We start from the raw sequence: 22399 nt of genomic DNA on the forward strand, positions 1-22399 counted from the left end.
TTTTTGGGGGAGGGCGGGTGGGGTGCGGGTGGGCCGGGCGGTGTGATGGGTGCCGTCTGCGGCGAGGTGCCGCTGCGCCCACCCGTGCCGCCCCAGCGGCACGATCGCCCGCAGCTGGGCGGGTGCAGCGCCTGCCCGCAGCTGTGCGGGTATGTGCCTGCCCGTTCGCAGTGATGTGGCGTCGGGCGCACGCGGTTGCGGGCGTGGGCCGGGACTACGTCAGGAAGTTGCGGGCGGTCAGGGCCAGGGTCGTCTCTGTCAGGTCCGTGGGGCGGGAGAGGGAGCGGCCTGTCAGTTGTTCATAGCGGCGCAGGCGGTTGAGGACCGTGTTGCGGTGGCAGTAGAGGCGGCGGCTCGCGCGCTGGGCCGAACCGTCGCAGGCCAGCCAGGTGGCGAGGGTGTCCAGCAGGACCTCCGCGTCGGCCGGTTCGAGGTGGGCCAGCGGGCCCAGCAGCCGCTCCACCAGCGCGGCGCCGAGTTCCGGGCTCGACACCACCAGCGCGGCCGGCAGATGCTCGGTCAGCCGGATCGTGCCGCCCTGCCCGGGGCACAGGCTCAGCGCGGTGTCCGCCAGCCGCCGCGCCTCCCCCACGGCGGACAGTCCCCGGACCGCGCTGCTGACGCCGATCCGTGCCCCGGCCGCCTGTTCCTCGGGGACCACGGGCTCCGTACCGTCCCCGGCCAGGACGATGCCGTAGTCCGCCTCCACGCCGGTGTGCCAGTGCACGCGCACACCCGGGGCGAGGGCCGCTTGGGCACCGGAACAACCGGGACCGGCGCCGCCGGCGACCGCGACGACCACGTACCGCCCGTGCTCCGGCAGCGCCAGCGCCTGCGCCGCCTCCGGCAGGTCGGCGATCCTGCTCGTACCGTCCAGCAGGGCCGCGGCCAGCAGCCGCACCCTGTTCTCCCTGCGCCACGCCAGCTGCCGCTCGGTCTGCCGGTAGGCGTCCGCCACGAGGGTGCAGTGCTCGTCGACGAAGTCCCACACGTCGGACGCCACATGCACCAGCAGCCGTACGTCCTCGGGTGCCGACCGGGACGTCTCGTCGACCAGGCCCTGCCAGACGAGGGAGCCGCCCAGCCGGAAGGCGTGCAGCAGGGCGTCGAGCGGCAGCCCCTGCTCGGCGCGCACGGCACCGATCTTCCAGGTGCAGCGCCGCGCGGCGTCGCGGGCGCCCCGCGGATCGAGCAGCGAGGAGATGCTGTGCCGCAGCGAGCGGTGCACCTCCTGCCAGGTCGTGGTGGCGTCCGCCTCCACGGCGGCCCTGTACGCGGGCTCCTGCTCCTGCAGAACGGCGACCAGCCCGTCGGTGAGCTGGGGCAGGTCGTCCAGCAGGACGCGGGCGGCCCGGTGCAGCACGCGCAGCGCGTCCGCGTCGATCAGCGACCGCACGCGCGGTGTCCGGGGCGGGGGTGCGGGCTCGGGTCCAGGGCGCGGCAGGGTTCGTGGCCGTACGGCGTGTCGCATCGCGCATCTCCCCCAGGGTCGGCTTCCCGGCGGTGCCCGTGCGGCGGGTCCCCGTATCGGCGCCCGGCCGGTACGGGGGGAGCCCGTGGGCCGGCCGCCATCGGACTCGTCCTGTCCCGAAGGATGACATACCGTCCGGTCGGTCCCTAGAGCTGTGCACCGGTCTTTTCCGCCTGTTCGACCAGTCGGACCAGCTCGACGCGGGAGCGGACTCCCAGGGTGGCGAAGATGTTGCGCAGGTGGTAGTCGACGGTGCGGGTGCTGACGGACAGGCGCAGGGCCACCTCCCGGTTGGTGGCGCCCTCGGCGACGCACCGTGCGATACGCAGTTGCTGCGGGGTCAGCCCGGAGAGGTCCCCGGTCCCGGTCCGGCCCGGGGCCGCGCCGCCCGCCCGTGACTCGGCGGCGGCCTGCTCCGCCCAGAGATGCGCGCCGCAGCGTTCGAAGCCCATCAGGGCCTCACCCAGCCGGGTCCGTGCCTCGCGCAGCCGGCGCCGGCGCCGCAGCCATTTCCCGTAGAGCAGTTCCGTGCGTGCCCGTTCGAAGTCGCCGGCGGTCTCCTCGTGGCGGTCCAGGGCGCGCTGGTACAGGGCGTCGGCCTCGTCCGGGGCGGCCAGCAGGGCGCGGCAGCGCAGCAGTTGGGCGGGGGCCTGCGGGTCGGCCCGGCACCCGGCCCATACGGCGAAGTCCTCGACGGCCGAGGCCGCGAGTTCCGGACGGCCGGCGAGCGCGGTGGCCTCCACGAAGCAGGGGACGGCGAGCATCCACACCGCGAAGTGGCCGCGGCGCGCACCGGGGCGCACCAGCGGGCCGAGCCGGTCCGCGGCCTCGCGGGGGCGGCCGGCACCGAGGTCGGCACGGGCCGTGGCCCACTGTGCGAGCGTCGCGGCCTGGGCCAGTCCGTGCCGGCGGGCGGTGCGCAGGGCCGCCTCGACATGCTCGGCGACGACATCCCGCTCCCCCTCGATGGACGCGGCGAGTGCCAGTACGGCGTGGTGGTGGGCGGCGGTGTTGCGCTGCCCGGTCCGGGACGCGGCGCGCAGTCCCTCCTCGGCGTGGGTGCGGGCGAGCTGGTGGCGTCCGGCACGCAGTTCGGCGTAGGCGAGGTACTCCAGGGCCCGTGGTTCGAGGGCGGCACAGCCGTGGATACGGGCCGCGGCGAGCGCCCGGGCGCCGGCGCGGCGGGCGGCGGCCACGTCGCCGAGCATGAGCGCGGCTGAGGCGGCCCGCAGCAGCGGCTCGGCCCCGTCGCCGCCCGGCTCGTACGCGACCACCCGCCGCAACGGCCCGGCGGCCCGGTCGAACCGCCCCAGCAGCACATCCCGCATCCCGTCCCGGTGATCACGCAACACCGCGGTACGCCCCTGTACGGCGCTCCACGCGTCACCACCGGCCCCCGGCCCCCCGCCCCCGGCCGCGGCCGCTTCCGCCTCGGCCCCACCCGGGCCGAGAGATCCGGACGGCGGGGGCTCATATGCCGGCGTCTCCGAGCCGGCACCGGCGGCAGCCCGAAGACCGGGGCCGGAAGACGACGAACGCCCTACCCGCCCGCACGCCCCGGACCCACCCCCGGCCACCGACCGGGCACCGGAACCGGACCCGGCGGACGATGCCCCGGCCGCCGACACCCGCGAGCCCCCGGGAAGGCCGGGCGGCCGGTGACGGTCAGCCGGTTGTTCCGCCTCGGTGCCGACGGTCGCCGGCGGCACGTCCGGCCCCGAACCACCCCCGGCCGCCGACCGGTCGGCGGTGCCCGCGGACACCCCCGGCCGGGTGGACGGGCTGGGCAGCCGGGGACCGCCGGCCGACGGTTCCGGCTCGGGCCCGACGGCCGCGACCGGCACGTCCGGGCCCGAGCCGGAGACACGGCCCGGCGGCCGGGGAACGCCGGCCGGTGACGCCGCCTCGGTACCGGCGTCGGCCGTCGGGCGGACGGCGGTGCCGGGAGGCGGCGGCCCGGTGGCCGGTGCTCCACGGCCGGGGACGGAGCCGGGCGTCGGCGCGGCCGGTGTGGGGGCGGTGTGGAGGGCGAGGGCGTGGAGGCAGGCCGTCGGATCGCCGGCGGACCAGGCCGCTTCCGCCGCTGCCAGGGTCGCCGTGTCGGCGGCGGTCCGGTCGGTGGCGGCCAGCAGCGTCGCGGCGAGGAGGAAGGATGCGTGGGCGTCGGCCACCGGGCCGTCGGTGAGGAGTACCGAGCCCCGCAGGAGTTCCGCGCCGCCCCGTACCGACGCGGGGGCCGGCCGGCTGCGGGCGGCGTCGAGGAGGCGCAGGGCCGCGGGTGAGTGCCCGGCGAGGAGCGCCCGTGCCGCGGCGGCGGTGTAGCGGTGGGCGCGGGCGGCATGGTCCGGCAGCCGGTGGTCCGTCTGCCGTCGCGGAGTCGTCTGTCCGGTCATTCACTCGACGTTACTCACGCGTAAGGCCGGGTGGAGGGGGTGCGTCCACGAGTGTGCCGGGGCCCAGGGCGCCCGGCGCCCGGCGGTGCCCGCGCACAACGCCGGTGGCGGCCCGCGCCGTTCGCGGACCGCCACCGGGTCAGGGGATCAGGAGGTGTGCGGGCAGTTGCCGCGGGACTCCTCGATCGTCAGGCTCGGCCGGGGCAGCGGGCAGAGGAACTGCTCGTAGCGGGTGTCGTTGTCGATGAACCGCTTCAGCCAGGAAACGCTGTACTTCGCGATCGTCGTGTTCGACGAGTTGGGCGTGAAGTGGGTGGCGCCGTTCAGCTCCAGATACGCCCGGTCCAGGGAGGACGGCAGGCCGGTGTACAGGGGTTCGGCGTGGCTGGAGACCGGGGCGACGGTGTCGCCGTCGGCGCCGAACAGGAGGGTGGGGGTCCTGACCTCGGGCCAGGTCTTGTCGAGGTTCCAGGGGGTCAGGGGGATCGCGGCCTGGAGGGAGGGCCGGTCCTTGGCGGCCTCGAGGGTGCCGCCGCCGCCCATCGAGTGGCCCATGACACCGAGCCGGCTGCTGTCGATCCGGCCGCGGACCGCGCTGCGCTGGGTGAGGTAGTCCAGCGCGGCGAGCAGCTGGTCGCCGCGGGAGGCGGGCTGGTCGAGGGTGGTGTTGGTGTCGATGGTGAACACCACGAACCCCTGGGAGGCCAGGCGCGGGCCCAGCCAGGCGATGGAGGACTGGTAGGCGGTGAAGCCGGGAGCGATGGCGATCGCCCCGAAGGTGCCGTCGGCGGTGCTGGTCGGGTAGTAGACGGTGCCTCCGCCGAAGCCGGTGACGGACAGCGAGGAGACGGAGATGTCCGAGACGGCGTACGGGCCGCGCAGCGCCTCGATGCTCGATTCGGTCGGTGCCGGGCCGCGCTCGTACGGGTTGTCGGCCGCCTGGGCGCCGGGGCCGGTGAGGGTGGTGAGCGCGACGGCGGCGGCGAGGGCCGCGGTCAGTCCGGCGAGCCGGCCGGTCCGGCGCCTGCGGGTGTGGGGGTGCTGCTGCACGACGAGTGGTCCTCTCTGTCGCGGCGGACCGCCCGGCCGGTGGATGCACATGGTTCACGGCACGGTTGGGGCCGTGCCCCGGCCGGGGGCGCCGCCGATGGACTGGCGGTGCCACTGTCGGAGAGGAGGGAGCCGGTGCGGACCGGCAATCTCACCGGTCTCGTATACGGCGTCGGGTGCGCAGCGGACGGGCCGGGGCGCCCGGCATGCGACAGGGACGCGGGGGTACAGGGGCAGGCGCGGTCACCGTCGGAGTCGGCGCCGACGGTGGCCGCGGTGCGTCGGAGAGGGTCCGTCAGGCCGCGTCGTAGACGTGCGCCCGGCCGCCGGCCCACTTCACCCAGGCGGGATCGTCCAGCAGCCGTTCGGCCTCGGGCAGTCCCGCCCGGCGCAGGAATTCCACCACGTCCCGGTCGGAGTTCGCGAGGCCGACGATCTCACCGCGTACGGTCACCCGGCGGCCGCCCGACCCGAGCGGGGGGTGCACCACGATCGGCGGTTTCCTCATCCCTCCAGGATCCGGCCGGTGCCGCCGCCATGCATCCCGGCCCGGTGCGTCACCCGACTGCCCCGCCGGACGAGCCGTCCGGCCCCGGCCCGTGCTCGTATGGAAGCGGCCTCCATGCCTACCCGGAGGGAGCTGGGAATGCACGAGATGTGGTGCGGTGCAGACACCTCGGGGGAGCTGGTGTGGCATGTCCTCACGTCGGACAAGTCATCCACGCTCTGCGGAGTGGAGAAGCAGAACGAGTCGACGCATCGGCACGCGACCGACCGGCATTGCTTCTCCTGCATGAGGACGTTCCAGTCCGTCGTCGAGGCGAGCTGAGACGGTTACACCGTCCCTGCCGCCGAGCCGGTCCGTCCCGGGCCGGTTCAGTGGCAGGGGCGACCCGTCTCCGGAGCCGCCCGCACGGCCGCCCCCGGGCCCGTCTCGAGCCGGCAGTAGCAGGACGCCTCGACAGGTACGTCCGCCAGCGCGGCCGCCTGCCTGAGCTGGCGGCCGATGATCGCGGCCTCCCCGGTCCTCCCGGTGCGCAGCAGGCACTCGTGGAACCCGTGCAACGCCCAGACGTTGTTCGGGTGCTGCAGGGGGCGGGGCAGGGTGGAGTCGAGGCCCAGGTCTGCCCGGTACACCGCTTCGGCCTCCTCGACCCGGCCCTGTTCCAGCAGCAGCGCCCCGTAGGCGTGCCGGGTGGGCTGCATCCAGCCCCAGGGTTCGTCGTAGGGCAGGCCGTCGTCGAGGGCGACGGCCCGCTCCAGCGCGGCGAACGCGGTGTCGTACTCGCCCTTGCGGTAGGCGAGTTCACCGTCGAGCATCGCCGACGCGATGGCGAGGATGTCCAGACAGGTGTTGTTGAACAGCATCCGGGTGCCGGGGACGCGGCGGACGGCCGCGCGGAAGTTGTCCCGTTCCGCCTCGGCCCGGTCGACGGCGCCGGTCGCGGACAGGGCGACGCCACGGGCGTAGTGGAGCATGGCCGTGGTCACGCAGTGGAACTCCGGGTCGGCGGGGAACGGCAGGTCCAGGATGTCGTCCCAGCGGCCGAAGCGGATCAGGACGTGGACGCGCATGGCGAGGAACCCCTCGAGCCAGTCGGCCATGGGCGGGCTCTGCACGCGGAGCAGTTCCTCGGGAACGGCGGCCTCGAGCCGGGCGGCGGCGTCCAGCGCGATCGCCGACTGGCCGGCGAACATGGCGCCGTAGATCCTGAAGTGGTGGTTGTGGGCGCGGTAGAGCGTGTAGAAGTTCATGGCGCCGGCCCGCCGGAGGTACTTCTCGTCGGCGGCGACGGCGAGGGTGTTGTCCGACACCACCCGGCGGTAGTCGCCGCAGAGCACTTCCAGGTGTGAGGGCATGTGGTGCAGATGCCCTGCGTCGGGCACGGCGCCCCGCAGCCGGTCGGCGACGGTGAGGGCCGCTTCGGGCGTGGGGGACATCTCCATCAGGTGGATGTACAGGTGGAGGACGCCGGGGTGCCGGGCGCCCGCCTCGGTGGCGAGCGCGCCGTCGAGGACCGCCTTGGCCTCCAGGGTGCGGGCGCCGTCGGCGGGACGGCCGCTGCGCAGGTCCCACAGCTGCCAGGGGGTGAGATTCATCAGGGCGTCGGCGCAGAGGGTGGCCACGTCCGGGTCGCCGGGGGCGTCCTCGTACACCTCGAGCATCCGGTCGGCGTAGGGCTCGTTCCAGACCGAGCAGTCCTCGGCGGCCTGCGCGCGCGGGTAGCGGGCGCGCAGGGCCTCGATGAGGGCCCGTTCGACGGGGGTGGCGTGGGCGGCCCTGTCGTGCGCCCGCTCGACGGCGGTGTGGGTGCGGGCGACGGTGTGGACGAGTTCGTCGCCGTCGAAGGCCTCCCAGGGTTTGTTGTAGTTGGGGCCGAGGGCGTAGGCGATGCCCCAGTGCGCCATGGCGCAGTCGGGGTCGGCCTCGGCGGCGCGCTCGAAACAGGCGACCGCCTCCTCGTGGTTGAACGCGTACGTCCACATCAGCCCGCGGTCGAACCAGAGCTGTGCCTCGGCGGAGGAGGTCGTCACGGGCCGGCGGTGGTCGCCGAGGTCGTAGTAGTCGTCCATGCGTGCCTCCCGGGGCAGCGGATGGCCGGCCGTGGGTGACGCCGGCGACGAACGTCCCTTGGGGACGAACCCGACGATAGCGGGGCACACGCGCGTGCGCAGGCAAGCTGCGGGGACCGCCGCCGGGGCAGGTCACGCGCCGGCCAGGAGCTGTGGGGAGAGCACCTTGATCATCGTGTTGGTCCGGCGCAGGGTCCGCGGATGACAGGAGGAGACCGGCTCCAGCAGATCGCCGTCGCGGAGGGCCTGTGCCGCCCGGTCGAGCGTCTCCCGGTGGAGCGGGAAGGGTCCGGCCTTCCACAGGCAGACGCCGTCGCCCCGCGAGTACCCCCTCACGGCGACCCCTGCACTCACACCGGGCGTCCGCAAGGGCACGGTGAGTAGTCACGGGTGATGGGTGCGCAGTCCGTTCCGGCCGGGTTCACCGACGGGCTGGCACGGGGACCGCGCGTCTCCCTAGGATGTACTCCCTGTCCAGCCAGTCCAGTTGGCGCGGCCCGCAGGGGGAACGATGCACACCGGTAAGCAGTTGTCCACCGAGATCGACGCGTCCGTGCCGACGGCGGCGCGCATGTACGACTACTACCTGGGCGGCAAGGACAACTACGCGGCGGACCGGGCGGCGGTCGAGGAACTCGACAAGGTGGTGCCCAGCACCCGACGGCTGGCGCTGAACAACCGGCGCTTCCTCCAGCGGGTGGTCCGCACCCTCAGCGCGGAGTACGGGATACGGCAGTACATCGACCACGGTTCCGGTCTGCCCACCCAGGACAACGTCCACCAGGTCGCCCAGCGCATCGACCCGACCGCCCACGTGGTGTACGCCGACAACGATCCGATGGTGCTGGTGCACGGCCGCGCCCTGCTGGAGCAGGACCAGCGGACGGTGGTGATCCAGGCCGACATGCGCGACACCGACGGGATATTCGGCCATCCGGAGACCGAGCGCCTGATCGACTTCTCCGAGCCGGTCTGTGTGCTGTTCAACTCGGTCTTCCACTGCATCCCGGACGACGACACCGACGGTCCGCTCACCCTGGCCCGCCGGGTGCGGGAACGGCTGGCTCCGGGCAGCTTCATGGTGATGTGCCAGCTCGTCAGCGAGGACGCCGAGGTCCGCAGGGCCGTCACCGACTTCATGGACCGGGCGACCCAGGGGCACTGGGGGCGCGTACGCACGAAGCGGGACGTGGAGTCGTACTTCGAGGGCCTGGAGGTGCTGGAGCCGGGCCTGGTGGAGGTCTCCACCTGGCGGCCCGACACGGAGGTGGCGCCCCGTCAGCTCACCCAGGAGTGGATCGAGTTCGGCGGTGTGGGCCGGCTTCCGCAGTAGCCGCACACGCCACGGCGCCCCCGCCGGACCGTCGGGTCCCACGGGGGCGCCGGCGCGTCGGCCCGCCGCTACACCGTGGCGTAGCGCTCCTTGATCGTCCGCTGGAGCAGATCCACCGAGTCGCGCGGCTTGAGGGCCTCGTCGGCGAGGCGGTCCAGCGCGATCCGGTACTCCTCCGTCTCGTCGCGGTCCTCGAGGAAGTTGGCGCTCCTGATGTGCTCCAGGTAGACCACGTCGGGCAGGTCGAGGCCGCCGAAGCGAAGATAGGTGACGGGTATGGCGGGAGCGGACGCGTTCGTCACGTCCAGCGGGACGATCTGCACGGTCACGTTGGTGCGCCCGGCCAGTGTCACCAGGTGCTCGAGCTGCTCGCGCATCACGGCGCGGCTGCCCAGGACGCGCAGCAGAACGGATTCGTCGATGACGGCCCAGATCTGCGGGGCGTCCTCGCGCTGCAGCAGTTCGGCACGGCGCATCCGCAGTTCGACCCGGCGCCGCACCTCGCCGGACGGGACGTTCGGCAGGCCCCGCTCGACGACCGCGCGGGTGTAGGCGGCGGTCTGCAGCAGTCCGGGGACGTACTGGATCTCGAACGTACGGATGGTGGCGGCGGCTTCCTGGAGGCCGACCAGACGGTCGAACCACTCGGGCATCAGCCGCTTGTCGTACCGCTGCCACCAACCCGGCTCACCGGCCCGCCGGAGCAGTTTGAGCAGCACCGAAACCTCGTACTCGTCGGTGCCGTACCGCGTCAGCAGGGCGCGGACATCGGCCTCGGTCGGCGGGCGCCGGCCCTTGCCGGACTCGATACGGGAGAGCTTCGCCGGGCTGAAGCCGACGGAGCGGGCCGCCTGCTCCTGGGACAGTCCGGCATCGTCACGGAAACCGGCCAGCTGCACACCGACCAGCATCTTCAGCAGGGTCGGAGCGGGCTCGGACCTGTCCAGATAGGGTTCCAGACGGGAGATTCGAGGCGACGCGGCGGACATCCTGACTCCCAGCAGACCGGCACAAGGGCGATTCACACTATCGCATCTGACTGTCCCTCACCGCATCCACGTGCGAAAGCCGAGCGGAAGTAGTGAGCGGTGCTCCGCTTCCCGGAACCGGCCCGGGAGGCCCGCGCCGGTTCGCCGCGGGCATTCAGACCAGGTGGTCGAACTCGCCGTCCTTGGCGCCGGCCAGGAACGCCGCCAGCTCCGCCGCCGTATAGACGAGGGCCGGGCCGTCGGGGTCCCGGGAGTTGCGCATCGCGATGCTCCCGTCGGGCAGCGGGGCCACCTCGACACAGTTGCCCTCGGCGTTGCTGTGCCGGCTCTTGATCCAGCGGGCGCCCAACTGACCGGCCCGCACTCCGTTCCGCACTCCTGCCACCGCTGTCTCCTTGCTGTCCCGGTCCGCCCGGTGCGCGCCGTTCGGGGGAGTCCGGACGCGCATCGGCGAAAAATCTCGCGCAATTTCTCGTGCAATTGCACACGAGCGCTCTCAGCGTGGATAATAGCCGTGGCGTCAACCCCCGTGTTGACGCCCCGTCCTGACGTCGCATCGGGGAGATGTCGTGTCATCACCTGCGCTTCCACTGCTCCGGCCGCCGGCCGGGGCGGTGATCCGGACGGCGGGCGCCCGCGTGGCACCCGCCCGCCCGGTGCCGGGGACGGCCCGCCCCGTGTCCCCCTCGGCCGCCATGCCCATCGGGCGCGGCCGGGTGGGGCTCGCGCGGGCGCGGTCCTTCACCCGGGACGCCCTGTGCGCCCGGTCCCCGGGCGACCACCGCGACGACGCCACCCCGGTGATCACCGAGCTCGCCGCCGACGCCGCGACCCCCGCGGCACCGCGGTGCGCGGATGTGCCGGACATCCGGTCGAGGTTCCGCCGGGAGCCCGCGCACCTGCCGCTCGGCGTCACCGATTCCGACGACCACCCACCCGTCCGCACCCCCGGCGCCGGCTCCGGCCCGGCGGAGCGCGGCCGGGGACCGCGTATCACCGACGCCCCGGCCGACGGCCGGGGCCGGACCCCCGCCCCGCCCCGGGGCAAGACGGTGTGGGCCCGTTTGTCGACCCGCCCGCCCATCTGACACGACTGCCGCGGAAAGGCATCCACGCCATGCGCAGCGCTTCTACGGAACAGCCGAGCAGCGAGCGCCCTGTGCGCCACACGTCCCCCACCAAAGTGGCCCGTACCACGCCCCTCACGGCAGTGTCCCGCGTGCCGTGGGCGGACATGCAGGACTCCACCGGATCGGCGGCGGCCATCCCGCTGCTGCTGAACGGCATCGCCTGGGGGGACGCCCGCACGGCCCGCACCGCCCTGGAGGATCTGCGCAAGCGGATCTGCCAGTACGGCTTCGTCACGGAACAGGCGACCGCGGCCACGGTCCCCTTCCTCTGGGAGCTGGCCCAGCTGCCGCACATCACCTGCCGGGTCCGGATCATCCAGCTGCTCAAGGCCATCGCCGACGCCCGGCAGTGGGAGAGCACCGCCGCCGCCTACCCCAAGCTGCTCAACCGCCGCGAGAACCCGGTGGTGTGGGAGCGGGCCGCCCGGCAGGCGGTGCGCGCCCGGCGCGGCGACCTGAACCGGCTGCTGGCCGAACCGGACACCGAGATCGCCCGCGCCACCACGGAGCTGGCCCGCGCGCTGGCCGACTGAGGCCGCGGAGCACGGCCGCCGGGGTGGCCCGGCCGAAGAACGCGCGCGGCCCTTCGGGGGACGAGCCGCGCGCTGGGGGGAGGGTCGCGCGCGGTCAACGGGGGACGGCCGCGCGCGACCCGGAAATCCTGTGACGGATCGGTGACGACCCGCCGGTCGGGTGGGTGGCGCCTCTCGCCTCGCACGGCGCGGCAGTGTAGACATGGCACATGGTCCGACTCAAGGGTCGATCCCAGGCCCGGTCGTCCCTGCGGCCCGGTGCCGCGGCGTCCGTACGGCGCCGGCGGGACGCAGACGGCCGCTCCCGGTGGCGTCCGGCGGCGGGACTGCGGTCGGTGCTGAGCGGGCGCAGCGTCGCCGGCCAGGTGTTCGTCCTGCACCTGGTGATCGTGCTGCTGCTGGTCGTGGCCGCCGTCGTGGCGCTGGTGCTCCAGGTCCGGCGCGACAGCACCCAGGAGGCCCGCAACCGTTCCCTCGCCGTCGCGGAGACCTTCGCGAACGCACCGGGCATGGTCGAGGCGCTGGAGTCCCCCGATCCCACGGCGGTGCTCCAGCCGCGTGCCGAGGCGGTGCGCGAGCAGGCGCGGGTCGACTTCGTCGTCGTCATGAACACCGACGGCATCCGCTACACCCATCCCAAGCCGGACCGCATCGGCAAGAAGTTCGTCGGCACCCTCGGGCCCGCGCTGGCCGGGCAGCCTGTGGTGGAGGAGATCAAGGGCACCATCGGGCAGCTGGTGCAGGCCGTGGTGCCGGTGAAGGACTCAGGCGGCCGGGTGGTGGGCCTGGTGTCGGCGGGCATCACGACCGAGCACGTCGGCGGGGCGGCGGAGGACCAGCTGCCGCTCGTGCTGGGCGCGGCACTCGCCGCGCTGGCCCTGGCGACCGGGGGCGCGGCCCTGGTCAGCAGACGGCTGCTGCGCCAGACCCATGGCCTGGGTCCGCACGAGATGACCCGGATGTACGAACATCACGACGCGGTGCTGCACGCGGTGCGCGAGGGCGTGATCATCGTCGACGGCGACGGGACGCTGATGCTCGCCAACGACGAGGCGCGCCGGCTGCTGGGCCTGCCCGAGGACGCCGAGGGCCGGCACGTACTGGACCTGGGGCTGGATCCCGGCACGGCCGAGCTGCTGTCCTCGGGCCGGGTCGCCACGGACGAGGTGCACCTGGTCGCCGACCGGCTGCTGGCCGTCAACCAGCGGCCCACCGACCGGGCGGGCGGCCCGCGCGGCAGTGTGGCCACGGTCCGCGACTCCACCGAGCTGCGCGCCCTGTCCGGCCGGGCGGAGGAGTCACGCGAGCGGCTCAACATGCTGTACGACGCCGGCGTGGGCATCGGTACGAGCCTGGACGTCACCCGCACGGCCGAGGAACTCGCCGAGCTGGCCGTGCCGCGGTTCGCCGACTTCGTCACGGTGGACCTCTTCGAGGCGGTACTGGCCGGCGGTCATCCGGACGCGGGCGGCGCCCTGCGCCGTGCGGCGTCGACGGGGGTCGGCGAGGACGCCCCGCTCTACCCCACCGACCATCAGATCCGCTTCGTCGAGTCGTCCCCGCAGGGCGTCAGCCTCGCCACCGGCCGGCCCGTCCTGGAGCCCCGGCTCAGCGAGGCTCCGGGCTGGCACGCGCAGGACGTGGAGCGCTCCGGGCAGGTCATGGAGTACGGCATCCACTCGCTGATCACCGTGCCGCTGCGGGCCGGGGCGCTGGTGCTGGGGGTGGTCAGCTTCTGGCGTTCGCGCAAGGACGAGCCGTTCGACACCGACGAACTGGCGCTGGCGGAGGAGCTGGTCGCGCGGGCCGCGGTCTCCATCGACAACGCCCGGCGTTACACGCGCGAGCACGGCATGGCGGTGACGCTCCAGCAGAGCCTGCTGCCGCGCACGCTGCCCGATCAGAGCGCCCTGGAGATCGCCTACCGCTACCTTCCCGCGCAGGCCGGTGTCGGCGGGGACTGGTTCGACGTGCTGCCGCTGTCCGGGGCCCGGGTCGCGCTGGTGGTCGGCGATGTCGTCGGGCACGGGCTGCACGCCGCGGCCACGATGGGGCGGCTGCGTACGGCGGTGCACAACTTCTCCTCGCTCGACCTTCCGCCCGACGAGCTCCTCGCGCTGCTCGACGAGCTGGTCGGCCGTATCGACCAGGACGAGGCGCAGGACGACGAGAGCGCCCCGGTGACGGGGGCGACGTGTCTGTACGCGGTCTACGACCCGGTCTCCCGGCACTGCACCGTCGCCCGCGCGGGTCATCCCCCGCCCGCCCTGGTGCGGCCGGACGGGAGTGTGGAGTTCGTGGACGTGCCCGCCGGTCCCCCGCTGGGGCTCGGCGGTCTGCCGTTCGAGTCGGCGGACCTGGAGCTTCCCGAGGGCAGCCGGCTCGTCCTGTACACCGACGGGCTGGTCGAGGACCGGGCGCACGACATCGACGTAGGCCTGGAGCAGTTGCGCGAGGCGCTGTCCCGGGCCGGCGACTCCCCCGAGGAGACGTGCAGGGTCGTACTGGAGTCGCGGCGGCCGGTCCGGGCCGTCGACGACATCGCGCTGCTGGTGGCGCGGACGCGGGCGCTGCCCGCCGACCGGATCGCCGAGTGGACGGTGCCTGCGGATCCCGCGGCCGTCGGCGAGGTGCGGGCCGCGGTCACCCGGAAGCTGGCCGAGTGGGGTCTGGACGAGCTGGCGTTCAGCACGGAGCTGATCCTGAGCGAGCTGGTCACCAACGCGCTGCGCTACGGCGGCTCCCCCATCCGGGTGCGGATGCTGTGCGAACGCCATCTCATCTGCGAGGTGTACGACAGCAGCAGCACCTCGCCGCATCTGCGGTACGCGACGATGACGGACGAGGGCGGGCGCGGGCTCTTCCTGGTCGCCCAGCTCGCCGAGCGCTGGGGCACACGCTATCTGCCGGCCGGCAAGGTCATCTGGGCCGCACAGCCCGTTCCCTGAGCCATAAGGCGAGGTGGGGGCACCTCATAAGTGAGACTTATGAGCCCATAGACCGGACCCGCGTACCAGGTAAGGCATGCCTCAGTTTAGGCTTCCCATCGAGTCGCCTGTCATCGCTCGAAGGGAACCTGACCATGCCCCGCCCCCTGCGGGTAGCCATCGTCGGATCCGGCCCCGCCGGGATCTACGCCGCCGACGCCCTGCTCAAGTCCAGCGTGGCCGCCGAACCCGGCGTGTCCATCGACATCTTCGAGCGCATGCCGGCGCCGTTCGGTCTGATCCGCTACGGTGTCGCCCCCGACCACCCGCGGATCAAGGGCATCATCACCGCCCTGCACCAGGTGCTCGACAAGCCGCAGATCCGGCTGTTCGGCAATGTGGACTACGGCACCGACGTCCACCTGGACGATCTGCGCGCCTTCTACGACGGTGTGATCTTCGCCACCGGTGCCACCGCGGACCGCGCGCTCTCGATCCCGGGCATCGACCTGGACGGTTCCTACGGCGCCGCGGACTTCGTCTCCTGGTACGACGGCCACCCGGACGTGCCGCGCACCTGGCCCCTGGAGGCCGAGAAGGTCGCCGTGCTGGGTGTCGGCAACGTCGCGCTCGACGTGGCCCGTGTGCTGGCCAAGACGGCCGACGAGCTGCTGCCGACCGAGATCCCGGCGAACGTGTACGAGGGGCTGAAGGCCAACAAGGCGCTGGAGATCCATGTCTTCGGCCGCCGTGGCCCGGCGCAGGCGAAGTTCAGTCCGATGGAGCTGCGGGAGCTGGACCACTCCCCCAACATCGAGGTCATCGTCGATCCCGAGGACATCGACTACGACGACGGCTCCATCGCCGTCCGGCGCGGCAACAAGCAGGCCGACATGGTCGCCAAGACGCTGGAGAACTGGGCGATCCGCGACGTCGGCGACCGTCCGCACAAGCTGTTCCTGCACTTCTTCGAGTCGCCGGCCGAGATCCTCGGCGAGGACGGCAGGGTCGTCGGCCTGCGCACCGAGCGCACCGAACTCGACGGCACCGGCAATGTGAAGGGCACCGGCGAGTTCAAGGACTGGGACGTCAGCGCGGTCTACCGGGCCGTGGGCTACTTGTCCGACAAGCTGCCCAAGCTGCCCTGGGACCTCGACTCGGGCACGGTCCCGGACCGCGGCGGGCGCGTCCTCCAGGAGTCCGGTGAGCACCTGGAGTCCACGTACGTCACCGGCTGGATCCGGCGCGGTCCGGTGGGCCTGATCGGCCACACCAAGGGCGACGCCAACGAGACGGTGGCGAACCTGCTGGAGGACTACGCGGCGGGCCGGCTCGCCACTCCCGGCTCCCCCGGCCCGGAGGCCGTCGACGCGTTCCTCGCCGAGCGCGGCATCCGCTTCACCACCTGGGACGGCTGGTACCGCCTGGACGCCGCGGAGAAGGCGCTGGGCGAGGCGCAGGGCCGCGAGCGTGTGAAGCTCGTCGAACGTGAGGACATGCTCCGCGAGAGCGGCGCCTGACCACCCGAAGGGCCCGGTTCCGAGCGCCCGTCCGGTCCGTACGCGGACCGGGCGGGCGCTCGCGCGTCCACGGCGTGCCCGCCCGCGGGCCGGCCGGCGGTCAGTCCGGGAGGGTCAGACGGTCCGTCTCGCCCGGACGGAGGCGGACCGTGCGGTCCGGAAGGTGGACCTCGATCGGGGTGCGGCCGGAGGCCGGTACGGCGACCTCCAGCAGGTCGTGCTCCAGCCGGAGCCGGACGCCCCAGTGTCCGTGGTAGCGCAGGGTGAAGCCGTAGGAGGAGAGCTCGGGCAGGGGGACGGGGTCGAGCCACAGGGCTCCGCCGCGGGTCTCCAGGCCGGTCAGCCCGCGCTGGACGAGATCGAGCGTGCCGGCCATGGCGCCGAGGTGGATGCCCTCCCCTGTGGTGCCGCCCTGGATGTCGGCGATGTCCGCCTGGAGGGCCTCCTGGCAGAACTTCCAGGCGTCCGCCCGCCGGGCCCTGGCCAGCACCCAGCCGTGGACCAGACCGCTGAGGGTGGAGCCGTGGCTGGTGCGGTGCAGATAGTGGTCGACCGTGCGCCGCCAGGTCCGTTCGTCCAGGCTCACCCCCAGTCTGCGGAAGACGGACTGGAGTTCGGCGGGCGAGAAGAGGTAGCCCAGCATCAGGACGTCCGCCTGCTTGGACGCCTGGTAATGGTTGACGGTGTCGCCCTCGGCCTCCAGCAGCCGGTCCAGGCGCCGGATGTCTCCGTACCGGTGCCGGTAGCCGCGCCAGTCCAGCTCGGCGAGTTCGCCGTAGCCCTCGAACTGGCTGATGACACCGTGGTGGAAGGGGACGTACAGGGTGCGGGAGACCTCCTCCCACCGCTCGAGTTCCGCCGCGTCCAGCCCCGTCCGCTCGGAGAGTTCACGGCGGCGCGGCTCGGGCAGAGCGCGCAGCACGTCCAGGGTGCGGGCGAGCACCCAGGCGGCCGTGACATTGGTGTACGCGTTGTCGTCGAGGCCCGGTTCGGCGGCGTCCGGGTAGGCGTCGTGGTACTCGTCGGGACCGACCACACCCTTGACGCGGTACCGGCCCAGACGGTCGTCGTAGGTGGCCGTGTCCGCCCAGAACCGGGAGATCTGCAGCAGCGTCTCGGCGCCCTTGGTCTGCAGGAACTCCTGGTCGCCGGTGGCCTCGCAGTACTGCCACACGTTGTACGCGATCGCCGATCCGACGTGGTGCTGGAGATGGGAGTGGTCGGGCAGCCAGCGGCCGGAGCGGGGGTTGAGGTGCAGCTGCTGGGTCTCCTCCCGGCCGTCGCTGCCGCTCTGCCAGGGATACATCGCGCCCCGGTGCCCGGCGTCCCGGGCGGCGGTGCAGGCACGCTCCAGGCGGCGGTGACGGTGGTGCAGCAGCGCTCGGGACACCTCGGGGAAGTGCAGGTTGAGGTACGGCAGGACGAACAGCTCGTCCCAGAAGACATGGCCCCGGTAGGCCTCGCCGTGCAGTCCCCTGGCCGGCACCCCGACGTCCAGGTCGGCGGTGTGCGGGGAGAGGGTCTGCAGGACGTGGAAGAGGTGCAGCCGCAGGATGCGGCCCGCCTCACCCGGTACGTCCAGCTCGGCCCGGCGCCACAGCTGCTCCCAGGCCGTCAGATGCGGTGGCAGCAGCTCGTCGAAGCCGCCCGCCCGGGTCACCCGGTCCACGGCGGCGTGCAGCGGGTCGCTGATCGCGGGGTCGCGGGAGGTGTGCAGGGCGACGATCTTGTCGACGGTGACCGTCTCCCCGACGGCGAGTTCCAGACGGGTGGTCTGCAGGGCGCGCGGGCGGTCGTGCCGGTTGACGACGGGCGCGGGCGAGGTCAGCCGGGCGGCGAGCGCGATCCGGATGTCCGAGGTGCGGGTGCGGCAGCGCAGCCACACGGTGTCCGCGGCGGTCGTCCCGGTGAGCACATGGGTGAGGTGACGGCCGTCCAGGTCCCGGTAGCGCGGCACCCCGGCGTTGGTGACGTCGCCGTCGAGCGCGGCCTCGGTCTCGAGGGGGCCGGAGAAGCCTTCGGCGGTGAACTCGGTGCGCAGGCCCGCCAGATGAGGGGCGGCCATGTGCACGAACCGGTGCTGGCGCACCAACAGCGCGCGTCCGGCGCCGAGGCCGAACCGGGTCCGGCGCTCCAGCAGCCCGGAGGACAGATGCAGGGTCTCGCCGTGGTCGAGCACGGCCGCGGTGTCGGGGCTGAGCCAGGGCTCGCCGGGGAGCCGGAAGCGCAGCGGCAGCCAGTTGGGCAGGTTGACCATGTCCTCGTTCTCGACATGCCGTCCGGCGACCTCGGAGACGAGCCGGTTGTAGATTCCGGCGGCGTACGTGCCGGGATAGTGCACCTCGTCGGCGGAGCACTCCGGCAGCGCGCCGCGGGTGGCGAAGTATCCGTTGCCGAGGGTGCACAGTGACTCCCTCAGCCGCGCCCCGTCGGGGTCGTACCCCTCGTTCTCCCAGGTCCAGCCCGTCACCGCGCCGCTCCTCCCGCCGACGGCAGGCGGTCGACCACCGGAGTACCCCTGGCGGGTGCCCCGCACACACGCCCCGGCCGCCGGCGGGCCCTTCGCACCTGACGGCGCGAAGGGCCCGGGCGCCGGGTCAGACCTCGAGGTCGGCCTCGATACGGCGCAGCTGGTGCCGCGCCATCGCCAGGTTGGCCCGGGTGCTGTCGAGCACCAGATACAGGAAGAGGCCGTTCCCGCCCCGTCCCTTGAGCAGGCGGACGAGGTGGTACTGGCTGCTCAGGGTGATCAGGATGTCCTCGATCTCGTCGTTCAGCCCCAGGTGCTCCATGGTGCGCAGCTTGGACCGTACGACGTCGGTGTTGCCGGCGGCGGCGATCTCGAGGTTGAAGTCCTTGCCGCCGCCCAGCGTGCCGAGGGCCATGCCGCTGGTGTAGTCGACGAGTGCGGCGGCCGTCGCGCCGTCGATGGAGCTGAGGCATTCCTTGAGCGCGGTCTCGGTGTTGGCCATGGGTGGGTGTCCCTTCTGTCGTGATGGGTGATCCGGGCCGGCCGCCGGGTCCTGCGAAGGCGTCCGGCCGTGGGAGGGAAGCCGGGGTCAGCCGCCGGGCTGGGGCCGGGGCCGGTGTGCGGGCCGCTGCGGGGTCCGCACCGGGAGGGTGCCGATGGGCCGGGCCGGGATCTCCCCCGGCTCGGGGGTCTGCTCGCGGAGCGCGAGCCGGTCGGCGTGCCGCCCGCCGCCCGGGCCGCTGTGGGTGTCCACCAGCTCCGCGATCCGGGCGCCGCTGCGCCGTCCCTCCAGATGCAGCCGGCCCACGTTGACCCTGTCGTCGGCGAGGAGGGTGAGGACGGCCGTGGTGCCGGCCGCGTAGGTCGCGATATAGCCGTTGCCGCCCCGCACCAGCAGTTCGCGGAAGTCGCCGCGGGCGGCGGCGTCCGTCATCCGGTGGGCGACGCCGAGCGCGGCGGCGGTGAGTGCGGCCAGCCCCTCCGGTTCGGTGTCGGGCACGTCGTGGGCGAGGACGAGTCCGTCGACGGTGGCGGCGAGTGAGCCCGTCAGTTTGGGTATCCGGGTACGGAGCCGACGCAGTTCGTCCAGCACGTCGGTCTCGACGGCCATGAGCAGTCTCCTTTCGGCACGCTGCCGGCGCGCGCGGATCACAGTGCCTCCAAGGCGTCCAGGAGCCGTCTCAGCAGGGCTGTGTCGGGCTCGTCCCACGCCGCGCCGCCCGTGTCGGGGACGGCGTGGACGGGCGTGGCGGGCGGGGGTGGCGCGGGGGTGACCAGCCCGCCGGCGGCCAGGCGGCGCAGTTCGACGAGGGTGTGGAAGGTGCGGTGGGCGAGGGCGGAGGCGATCTGTGCGGCGGTGCGGGCGCCGTCGACCTGGGCGAGGGTGCGGGCACGGCGGGGCGGCAGTTCGGCCGGGCCGGTGCCGGGCACGCGGGTGAGCGGGGCGGTGTCGACGGACGGGTCGGGCCAGATGCGGTGCAGCAGGTCGCGGCGGCGCCGTGACTCGCCGAGGACCGTCGACACGGGTACGGGGCGGACCGCGCCGATCCAGTGCGCGACCCCGGGGCGGAAGCGGTGCGTGGCGCCGTCGTGGACGAGCGCGAAGTACGCGGCGTCGAACAGGGCGCCCAGATGGCACAGTTCCAGCGCGCCCGTGGTGAGGCGGCCGCTGTCCACCAGCCGGCGGCCGACGCCGTGCGCGGCCCCCGCCTGTTCGACCGCTTCCCACCAGCCGGCCGGGGCGACGGCGCCGCTGCGGGTGAGCAGGTCGCCGAGGTCGGGACTGTACGCGGACTCCACGTGGACCACGCGTCCGGCCGAGAGGTAGAAGATCCCGGACTCCGTGGAGAGCGCTCCGGTGGCGTGGTCGGCCGCGAGGGTGCCGAGCAGTTCCGGCGCGGTTCCGTCGGTGCACGCCGTGGTCATCCGAGCACCAGCCGGTCCGCCATCTCGGCCAGCCGGATCCGGGCTAGGGCGAGGTTGCCCGCTTCGCGGTCGAGCCAGAGGTACAGGAAGACGGTGCTGTCGAACGTGGTGATGACGAAGCGGAGCAGGTGGTAGGCGTCGGCGGTGGTGAGGATCAGGTCGTCGACGGGTGGTTCCTTGCCGGTTCTCGGGTGGCCGCCGTCGGCGGGGGCGAGCGTGCCGCTCTCCATCGCCAGGCGGGCGAGTTCGGCGGTCTCCGCGGCGGTGGCCTCGGCGTCCTCGCCCGGGGCCTCGCCCACCGCTCCCAGGGCGAGTCCGCTGATCCAGTCGACGACCAGGGCGCCGCGGGCACCCGGCAGTCGCATGGCTTCCAGCAGACTCTCGTCGATTCCGGGCACGCCGGATCCCCCTTCTCGCACGGCTGTACCGCGAACGTGACGTCGACGCTACGGTGTGTGCACGGACGAGGTGAGGGGATTGGCGTTTTCCGGGGGAATATGCGACGTGGGCCGTGCGGCGCTGGTAGGGTCCGGGCTTTTGTCCGGTGCGAAGGGGCTCCGCCCCTTCGAGACGCGGCCGGGGGTGGGTGAGCGCTCGGGGACGGGTGCGGGTGCGTGGCCGCTCGGCGCGGGGCGGGCGGGGCCGGGCAGAGGGTGCCGTTCCGTCGTGGGCGGGTGCGGGGTCGCCCGGTGGGAGCGGGCGGGGCCGGCCCCGGTGCGGATGGTGGGTCGCCCCCGCCCGCCGGGGACATTGTGGTGGGGCGTGGGCGGGTGGGGCCATGGGTGGAGGGCGGTCGGCTTGTGCGCGGTGCGCACACCCCGTGTGCGACACGCCGTCCGTGGAGCCCGGGATCACCCCGTCGGGCGACGGCGGCGATACTGGCGGAGGCACGTACCCCCGTTCACGACTGGACCCATGTCGACCACCCGTTCAAGCCGCCCCACCGTCCCGCCCACCGTCCGGCTGGCCCGCGGTCGCCACACCGGCACCGGCAGAGCCGACGCCACGCTCCGGCACACCCTGCACTGGCTCAAGGCCGGCCAGGACATCGACGACTTCCTGGAACTCCCCGCCCCCGAGACGGAACCCGACCTGGTGTTCGAGGCCCGTAGCCGGGTCGGCGACGGGGTCACCGTGCGCGCCCGGCTGAGCCTCGCGCCGGGCACGGACGCGGGCCGGGACTGGATCCTGGTCGCCGAGGCGGAGCAGCCCTGGGATCCTTCCTGGCCGTCCCCGGCCGCCATGTTCTGGCCGGCGCAGCCGCCGCCGGACGCCGAATGGAACACCGACCCGGTGACGGGGGTCCGGCCGGGTGCCGCCAACCCGCTGCCCGAGGACGACAAGGCCGTACGGCGGCTGCTGCGGGACTGCGCCCGCGACGCGTGGCACATCCATGTCGTCGTCCATGAGGCGATGACGCCGGACGAGCGCGGCAAGCTGCCGCTGACGCGCTGGCTGCCGCCGGGGCTGCGGGACCGTGTCGTGGAGCACCGGGCCGCGCCCCAGCAGTCGCGCGTGGCGAACTGGGCGCTGCGGGAGTTCGGTGTGGAGGTTCCGCGCGGGGGTGCGGTGGTGCTGCCGGGCGGTCCGGCGCCGGAAGGGTACGAGGCCGACGCCTTCGCCGTACGCGCGGTGTATCTGGACGGGACGGAGCCCGTCGAACTCGTGGACGCGGTGGTGCGGTACGACGCGTTGGCGCGTGCGCTGCCGGAGGGGGCGCAGGCCGCGCTGACCGCGCTGCGGGAGGAGTGGCGGCTGCTGACTCCGGCGGAGGAGCTCGATCGCGAGCGGGCGCTGGTGGCGCGGTATGCGGAGGCGCTGGATGCGATGACCAAGTCCCGGGATCTGTATCGGGAGGCGGCGGAGCGGGCGCATGAGGCGTTGGCGGTGTTCCGGGAGTCCGCGGGGGCGGGTTCGGGGGAGCCTGCCGTGTTGTCGGAGGCCGCGACGCCCTCGTCTCCCCTTCAGGGGCTCACCCGTACGTTGGAGTGGCTGAAGGTCGGCAACAGGGGGCGGCGTTCCGGTCCCGAGGATCCTGCGCCGGCTGCGCCGGACCAGTAGCGGGTGCGGCCGCCCGCGGCGT

Annotated in this window: 20 protein-coding genes; 7 read left to right on the plus strand and 13 right to left on the minus strand. The window is 73.6% G+C overall.

The features are described 5' to 3' along the window. Positions 1 to 214: 214 nt before the first annotated feature. The 4 genes from ACGFR9_RS26350 to ACGFR9_RS26365 all read right to left on the minus strand — a co-directional run bounded on the left by ACGFR9_RS26350 (position 215) and on the right by ACGFR9_RS26365 (position 5422). Entirely contained in the window at positions 215 to 1471 is a 1257-nt protein-coding gene (locus ACGFR9_RS26350; RefSeq protein WP_393212776.1) for a helix-turn-helix domain-containing protein, read from the minus strand. A gap of 146 nt (positions 1472 to 1617) precedes the next feature. Further along, positions 1618 to 3864 carry a LuxR C-terminal-related transcriptional regulator gene (locus tag ACGFR9_RS26355; protein ID WP_393212778.1) on the minus strand — a complete coding sequence of 749 codons (2247 nt, stop codon included), beginning with the start codon at positions 3862 to 3864 and terminating at the stop codon, positions 1618 to 1620. A gap of 147 nt (positions 3865 to 4011) precedes the next feature. Continuing rightward, the gene (locus tag ACGFR9_RS26360) at positions 4012 to 4914 is read right to left on the minus strand and encodes an alpha/beta hydrolase family protein (protein WP_393212780.1); all 903 of its coding nucleotides are present in this window, start codon (positions 4912 to 4914) and stop codon (positions 4012 to 4014) included. 295 nt (positions 4915 to 5209) lie between these two features. Further along, the gene (locus ACGFR9_RS26365; protein WP_030218849.1) at positions 5210 to 5422 is read right to left on the minus strand and encodes a hypothetical protein; all 213 of its coding nucleotides are present in this window, start codon (positions 5420 to 5422) and stop codon (positions 5210 to 5212) included. Between the two features lie 114 nt (positions 5423 to 5536). Between ACGFR9_RS26365 and ACGFR9_RS26370 the strand changes: the two genes are divergently transcribed. Then, positions 5537 to 5743, plus strand: a complete 207-nt coding sequence (locus tag ACGFR9_RS26370; protein WP_030218851.1) for a hypothetical protein — start codon at positions 5537 to 5539, stop codon at positions 5741 to 5743. Between the two features lie 47 nt (positions 5744 to 5790). Here the strand turns inward: ACGFR9_RS26370 and ACGFR9_RS26375 are convergent, their stop codons facing one another. Further along, positions 5791 to 7488: a hypothetical protein gene (locus ACGFR9_RS26375; RefSeq protein ID WP_393212783.1), complete on the minus strand. Its 1698-nt coding sequence runs from the start codon at positions 7486 to 7488 to the stop codon at positions 5791 to 5793. A gap of 132 nt (positions 7489 to 7620) precedes the next feature. Further along, positions 7621 to 7824 (minus strand): hypothetical protein, encoded by a 204-nt coding sequence (locus tag ACGFR9_RS26380; protein ID WP_393213148.1) that lies wholly within the window; start codon positions 7822 to 7824, stop codon positions 7621 to 7623. Positions 7825 to 7999: 175 nt separating this feature from the next. Here ACGFR9_RS26380 and ACGFR9_RS26385 point away from each other — a divergent pair, with 175 nt between their 5' ends. Then, positions 8000 to 8821 carry an SAM-dependent methyltransferase gene (locus ACGFR9_RS26385; RefSeq protein ID WP_393212785.1) on the plus strand — a complete coding sequence of 274 codons (822 nt, stop codon included), beginning with the start codon at positions 8000 to 8002 and terminating at the stop codon, positions 8819 to 8821. 68 nt (positions 8822 to 8889) lie between these two features. Here the strand turns inward: ACGFR9_RS26385 and ACGFR9_RS26390 are convergent, their stop codons facing one another. Together ACGFR9_RS26390 and ACGFR9_RS26395 are read right to left on the minus strand one after the other, a co-directional pair. Beyond that, on the minus strand, positions 8890 to 9810 hold the full coding sequence (locus ACGFR9_RS26390) for a helix-turn-helix domain-containing protein (protein ID WP_393212787.1): 921 nt from the start codon (positions 9808 to 9810) through the stop codon (positions 8890 to 8892). A 154-nt stretch (positions 9811 to 9964) separates the two neighbouring features. Continuing rightward, complete coding sequence (locus ACGFR9_RS26395) at positions 9965 to 10195, minus strand: DUF397 domain-containing protein (protein ID WP_311649005.1); 231 nt, start codon at positions 10193 to 10195, stop codon at positions 9965 to 9967. Between the two features lie 184 nt (positions 10196 to 10379). Here ACGFR9_RS26395 and ACGFR9_RS26400 point away from each other — a divergent pair, with 184 nt between their 5' ends. The 4 genes from ACGFR9_RS26400 to ACGFR9_RS26415 all read left to right on the plus strand — a co-directional run bounded on the left by ACGFR9_RS26400 (position 10380) and on the right by ACGFR9_RS26415 (position 15920). Then, positions 10380 to 10898, plus strand: coding sequence for an ATP-binding protein (locus tag ACGFR9_RS26400; RefSeq protein WP_393212789.1), 519 nt, complete (start codon positions 10380 to 10382; stop codon positions 10896 to 10898). Between the two features lie 29 nt (positions 10899 to 10927). After that, positions 10928 to 11473 carry a hypothetical protein gene (locus tag ACGFR9_RS26405; RefSeq protein ID WP_030218867.1) on the plus strand — a complete coding sequence of 182 codons (546 nt, stop codon included), beginning with the start codon at positions 10928 to 10930 and terminating at the stop codon, positions 11471 to 11473. Positions 11474 to 11682: 209 nt separating this feature from the next. Next, a complete protein-coding gene (locus ACGFR9_RS26410) occupies positions 11683 to 14421 on the plus strand; it encodes a SpoIIE family protein phosphatase (RefSeq protein ID WP_393212791.1) in 2739 nt (912 codons plus the stop codon). Positions 14422 to 14555: 134 nt separating this feature from the next. Further along, positions 14556 to 15920: an FAD-dependent oxidoreductase gene (locus tag ACGFR9_RS26415; RefSeq protein ID WP_393212793.1), complete on the plus strand. Its 1365-nt coding sequence runs from the start codon at positions 14556 to 14558 to the stop codon at positions 15918 to 15920. A gap of 100 nt (positions 15921 to 16020) precedes the next feature. On the opposite strand, the gene ACGFR9_RS26420 is transcribed toward ACGFR9_RS26415, so the two are convergent. The 5 genes from ACGFR9_RS26420 to ACGFR9_RS26440 all read right to left on the minus strand — a co-directional run bounded on the left by ACGFR9_RS26420 (position 16021) and on the right by ACGFR9_RS26440 (position 20714). Beyond that, on the minus strand, positions 16021 to 18390 hold the full coding sequence (locus tag ACGFR9_RS26420) for a glycoside hydrolase family 65 protein (protein WP_393212795.1): 2370 nt from the start codon (positions 18388 to 18390) through the stop codon (positions 16021 to 16023). Between the two features lie 127 nt (positions 18391 to 18517). Then, positions 18518 to 18892, minus strand: a complete 375-nt coding sequence (locus ACGFR9_RS26425) for a hypothetical protein (RefSeq protein WP_030218876.1) — start codon at positions 18890 to 18892, stop codon at positions 18518 to 18520. Between the two features lie 87 nt (positions 18893 to 18979). Then, a complete protein-coding gene (locus ACGFR9_RS26430; protein ID WP_393212797.1) occupies positions 18980 to 19501 on the minus strand; it encodes a roadblock/LC7 domain-containing protein in 522 nt (173 codons plus the stop codon). Between the two features lie 38 nt (positions 19502 to 19539). Beyond that, positions 19540 to 20316 carry a hypothetical protein gene (locus ACGFR9_RS26435; protein ID WP_393212798.1) on the minus strand — a complete coding sequence of 259 codons (777 nt, stop codon included), beginning with the start codon at positions 20314 to 20316 and terminating at the stop codon, positions 19540 to 19542. Further along, entirely contained in the window at positions 20313 to 20714 is a 402-nt protein-coding gene (locus ACGFR9_RS26440; RefSeq protein WP_311649020.1) for a hypothetical protein, read from the minus strand. The genes ACGFR9_RS26435 and ACGFR9_RS26440 overlap by 4 nt, the downstream gene beginning before the upstream one ends. 517 nt (positions 20715 to 21231) lie before the next feature. Between ACGFR9_RS26440 and ACGFR9_RS26445 the strand changes: the two genes are divergently transcribed. Next, complete coding sequence (locus ACGFR9_RS26445) at positions 21232 to 22377, plus strand: hypothetical protein (RefSeq protein ID WP_393212800.1); 1146 nt, start codon at positions 21232 to 21234, stop codon at positions 22375 to 22377. Positions 22378 to 22399: the final 22 nt, after the last annotated feature.

Source organism: Streptomyces sp. NPDC048584 (assembly GCF_043199595.1).
GTDB lineage: Bacteria > Actinomycetota > Actinomycetes > Streptomycetales > Streptomycetaceae > Streptomyces > Streptomyces edwardsiae.

Bases quoted from the DNA above. Each gene is read 5' to 3' on its own strand.
- ACGFR9_RS26350 (WP_393212776.1), bottom strand. From the start codon at position 1,471: ATGCGACACGCCGTACGGCCACGAACCCTGCCGCGCCCTGGACCCGAG.
- ACGFR9_RS26355 (WP_393212778.1), bottom strand. From the start codon at position 3,864: ATGACCGGACAGACGACTCCGCGACGGCAGACGGACCACCGGCTGCCG.
- ACGFR9_RS26365 (WP_030218849.1), bottom strand. From the start codon at position 5,422: ATGAGGAAACCGCCGATCGTGGTGCACCCCCCGCTCGGGTCGGGCGGC.
- ACGFR9_RS26370 (WP_030218851.1), top strand. From the start codon at position 5,537: ATGCCTACCCGGAGGGAGCTGGGAATGCACGAGATGTGGTGCGGTGCA.
- ACGFR9_RS26375 (WP_393212783.1), bottom strand. From the start codon at position 7,488: ATGGACGACTACTACGACCTCGGCGACCACCGCCGGCCCGTGACGACC.
- ACGFR9_RS26385 (WP_393212785.1), top strand. From the start codon at position 8,000: ATGCACACCGGTAAGCAGTTGTCCACCGAGATCGACGCGTCCGTGCCG.
- ACGFR9_RS26390 (WP_393212787.1), bottom strand. From the start codon at position 9,810: ATGTCCGCCGCGTCGCCTCGAATCTCCCGTCTGGAACCCTATCTGGAC.
- ACGFR9_RS26405 (WP_030218867.1), top strand. From the start codon at position 10,928: ATGCGCAGCGCTTCTACGGAACAGCCGAGCAGCGAGCGCCCTGTGCGC.
- ACGFR9_RS26410 (WP_393212791.1), top strand. From the start codon at position 11,683: ATGGTCCGACTCAAGGGTCGATCCCAGGCCCGGTCGTCCCTGCGGCCC.
- ACGFR9_RS26415 (WP_393212793.1), top strand. From the start codon at position 14,556: ATGCCCCGCCCCCTGCGGGTAGCCATCGTCGGATCCGGCCCCGCCGGG.
- ACGFR9_RS26425 (WP_030218876.1), bottom strand. From the start codon at position 18,892: ATGGCCAACACCGAGACCGCGCTCAAGGAATGCCTCAGCTCCATCGAC.
- ACGFR9_RS26430 (WP_393212797.1), bottom strand. From the start codon at position 19,501: ATGGCCGTCGAGACCGACGTGCTGGACGAACTGCGTCGGCTCCGTACC.
- ACGFR9_RS26435 (WP_393212798.1), bottom strand. From the start codon at position 20,316: ATGACCACGGCGTGCACCGACGGAACCGCGCCGGAACTGCTCGGCACC.
- ACGFR9_RS26445 (WP_393212800.1), top strand. From the start codon at position 21,232: ATGTCGACCACCCGTTCAAGCCGCCCCACCGTCCCGCCCACCGTCCGG.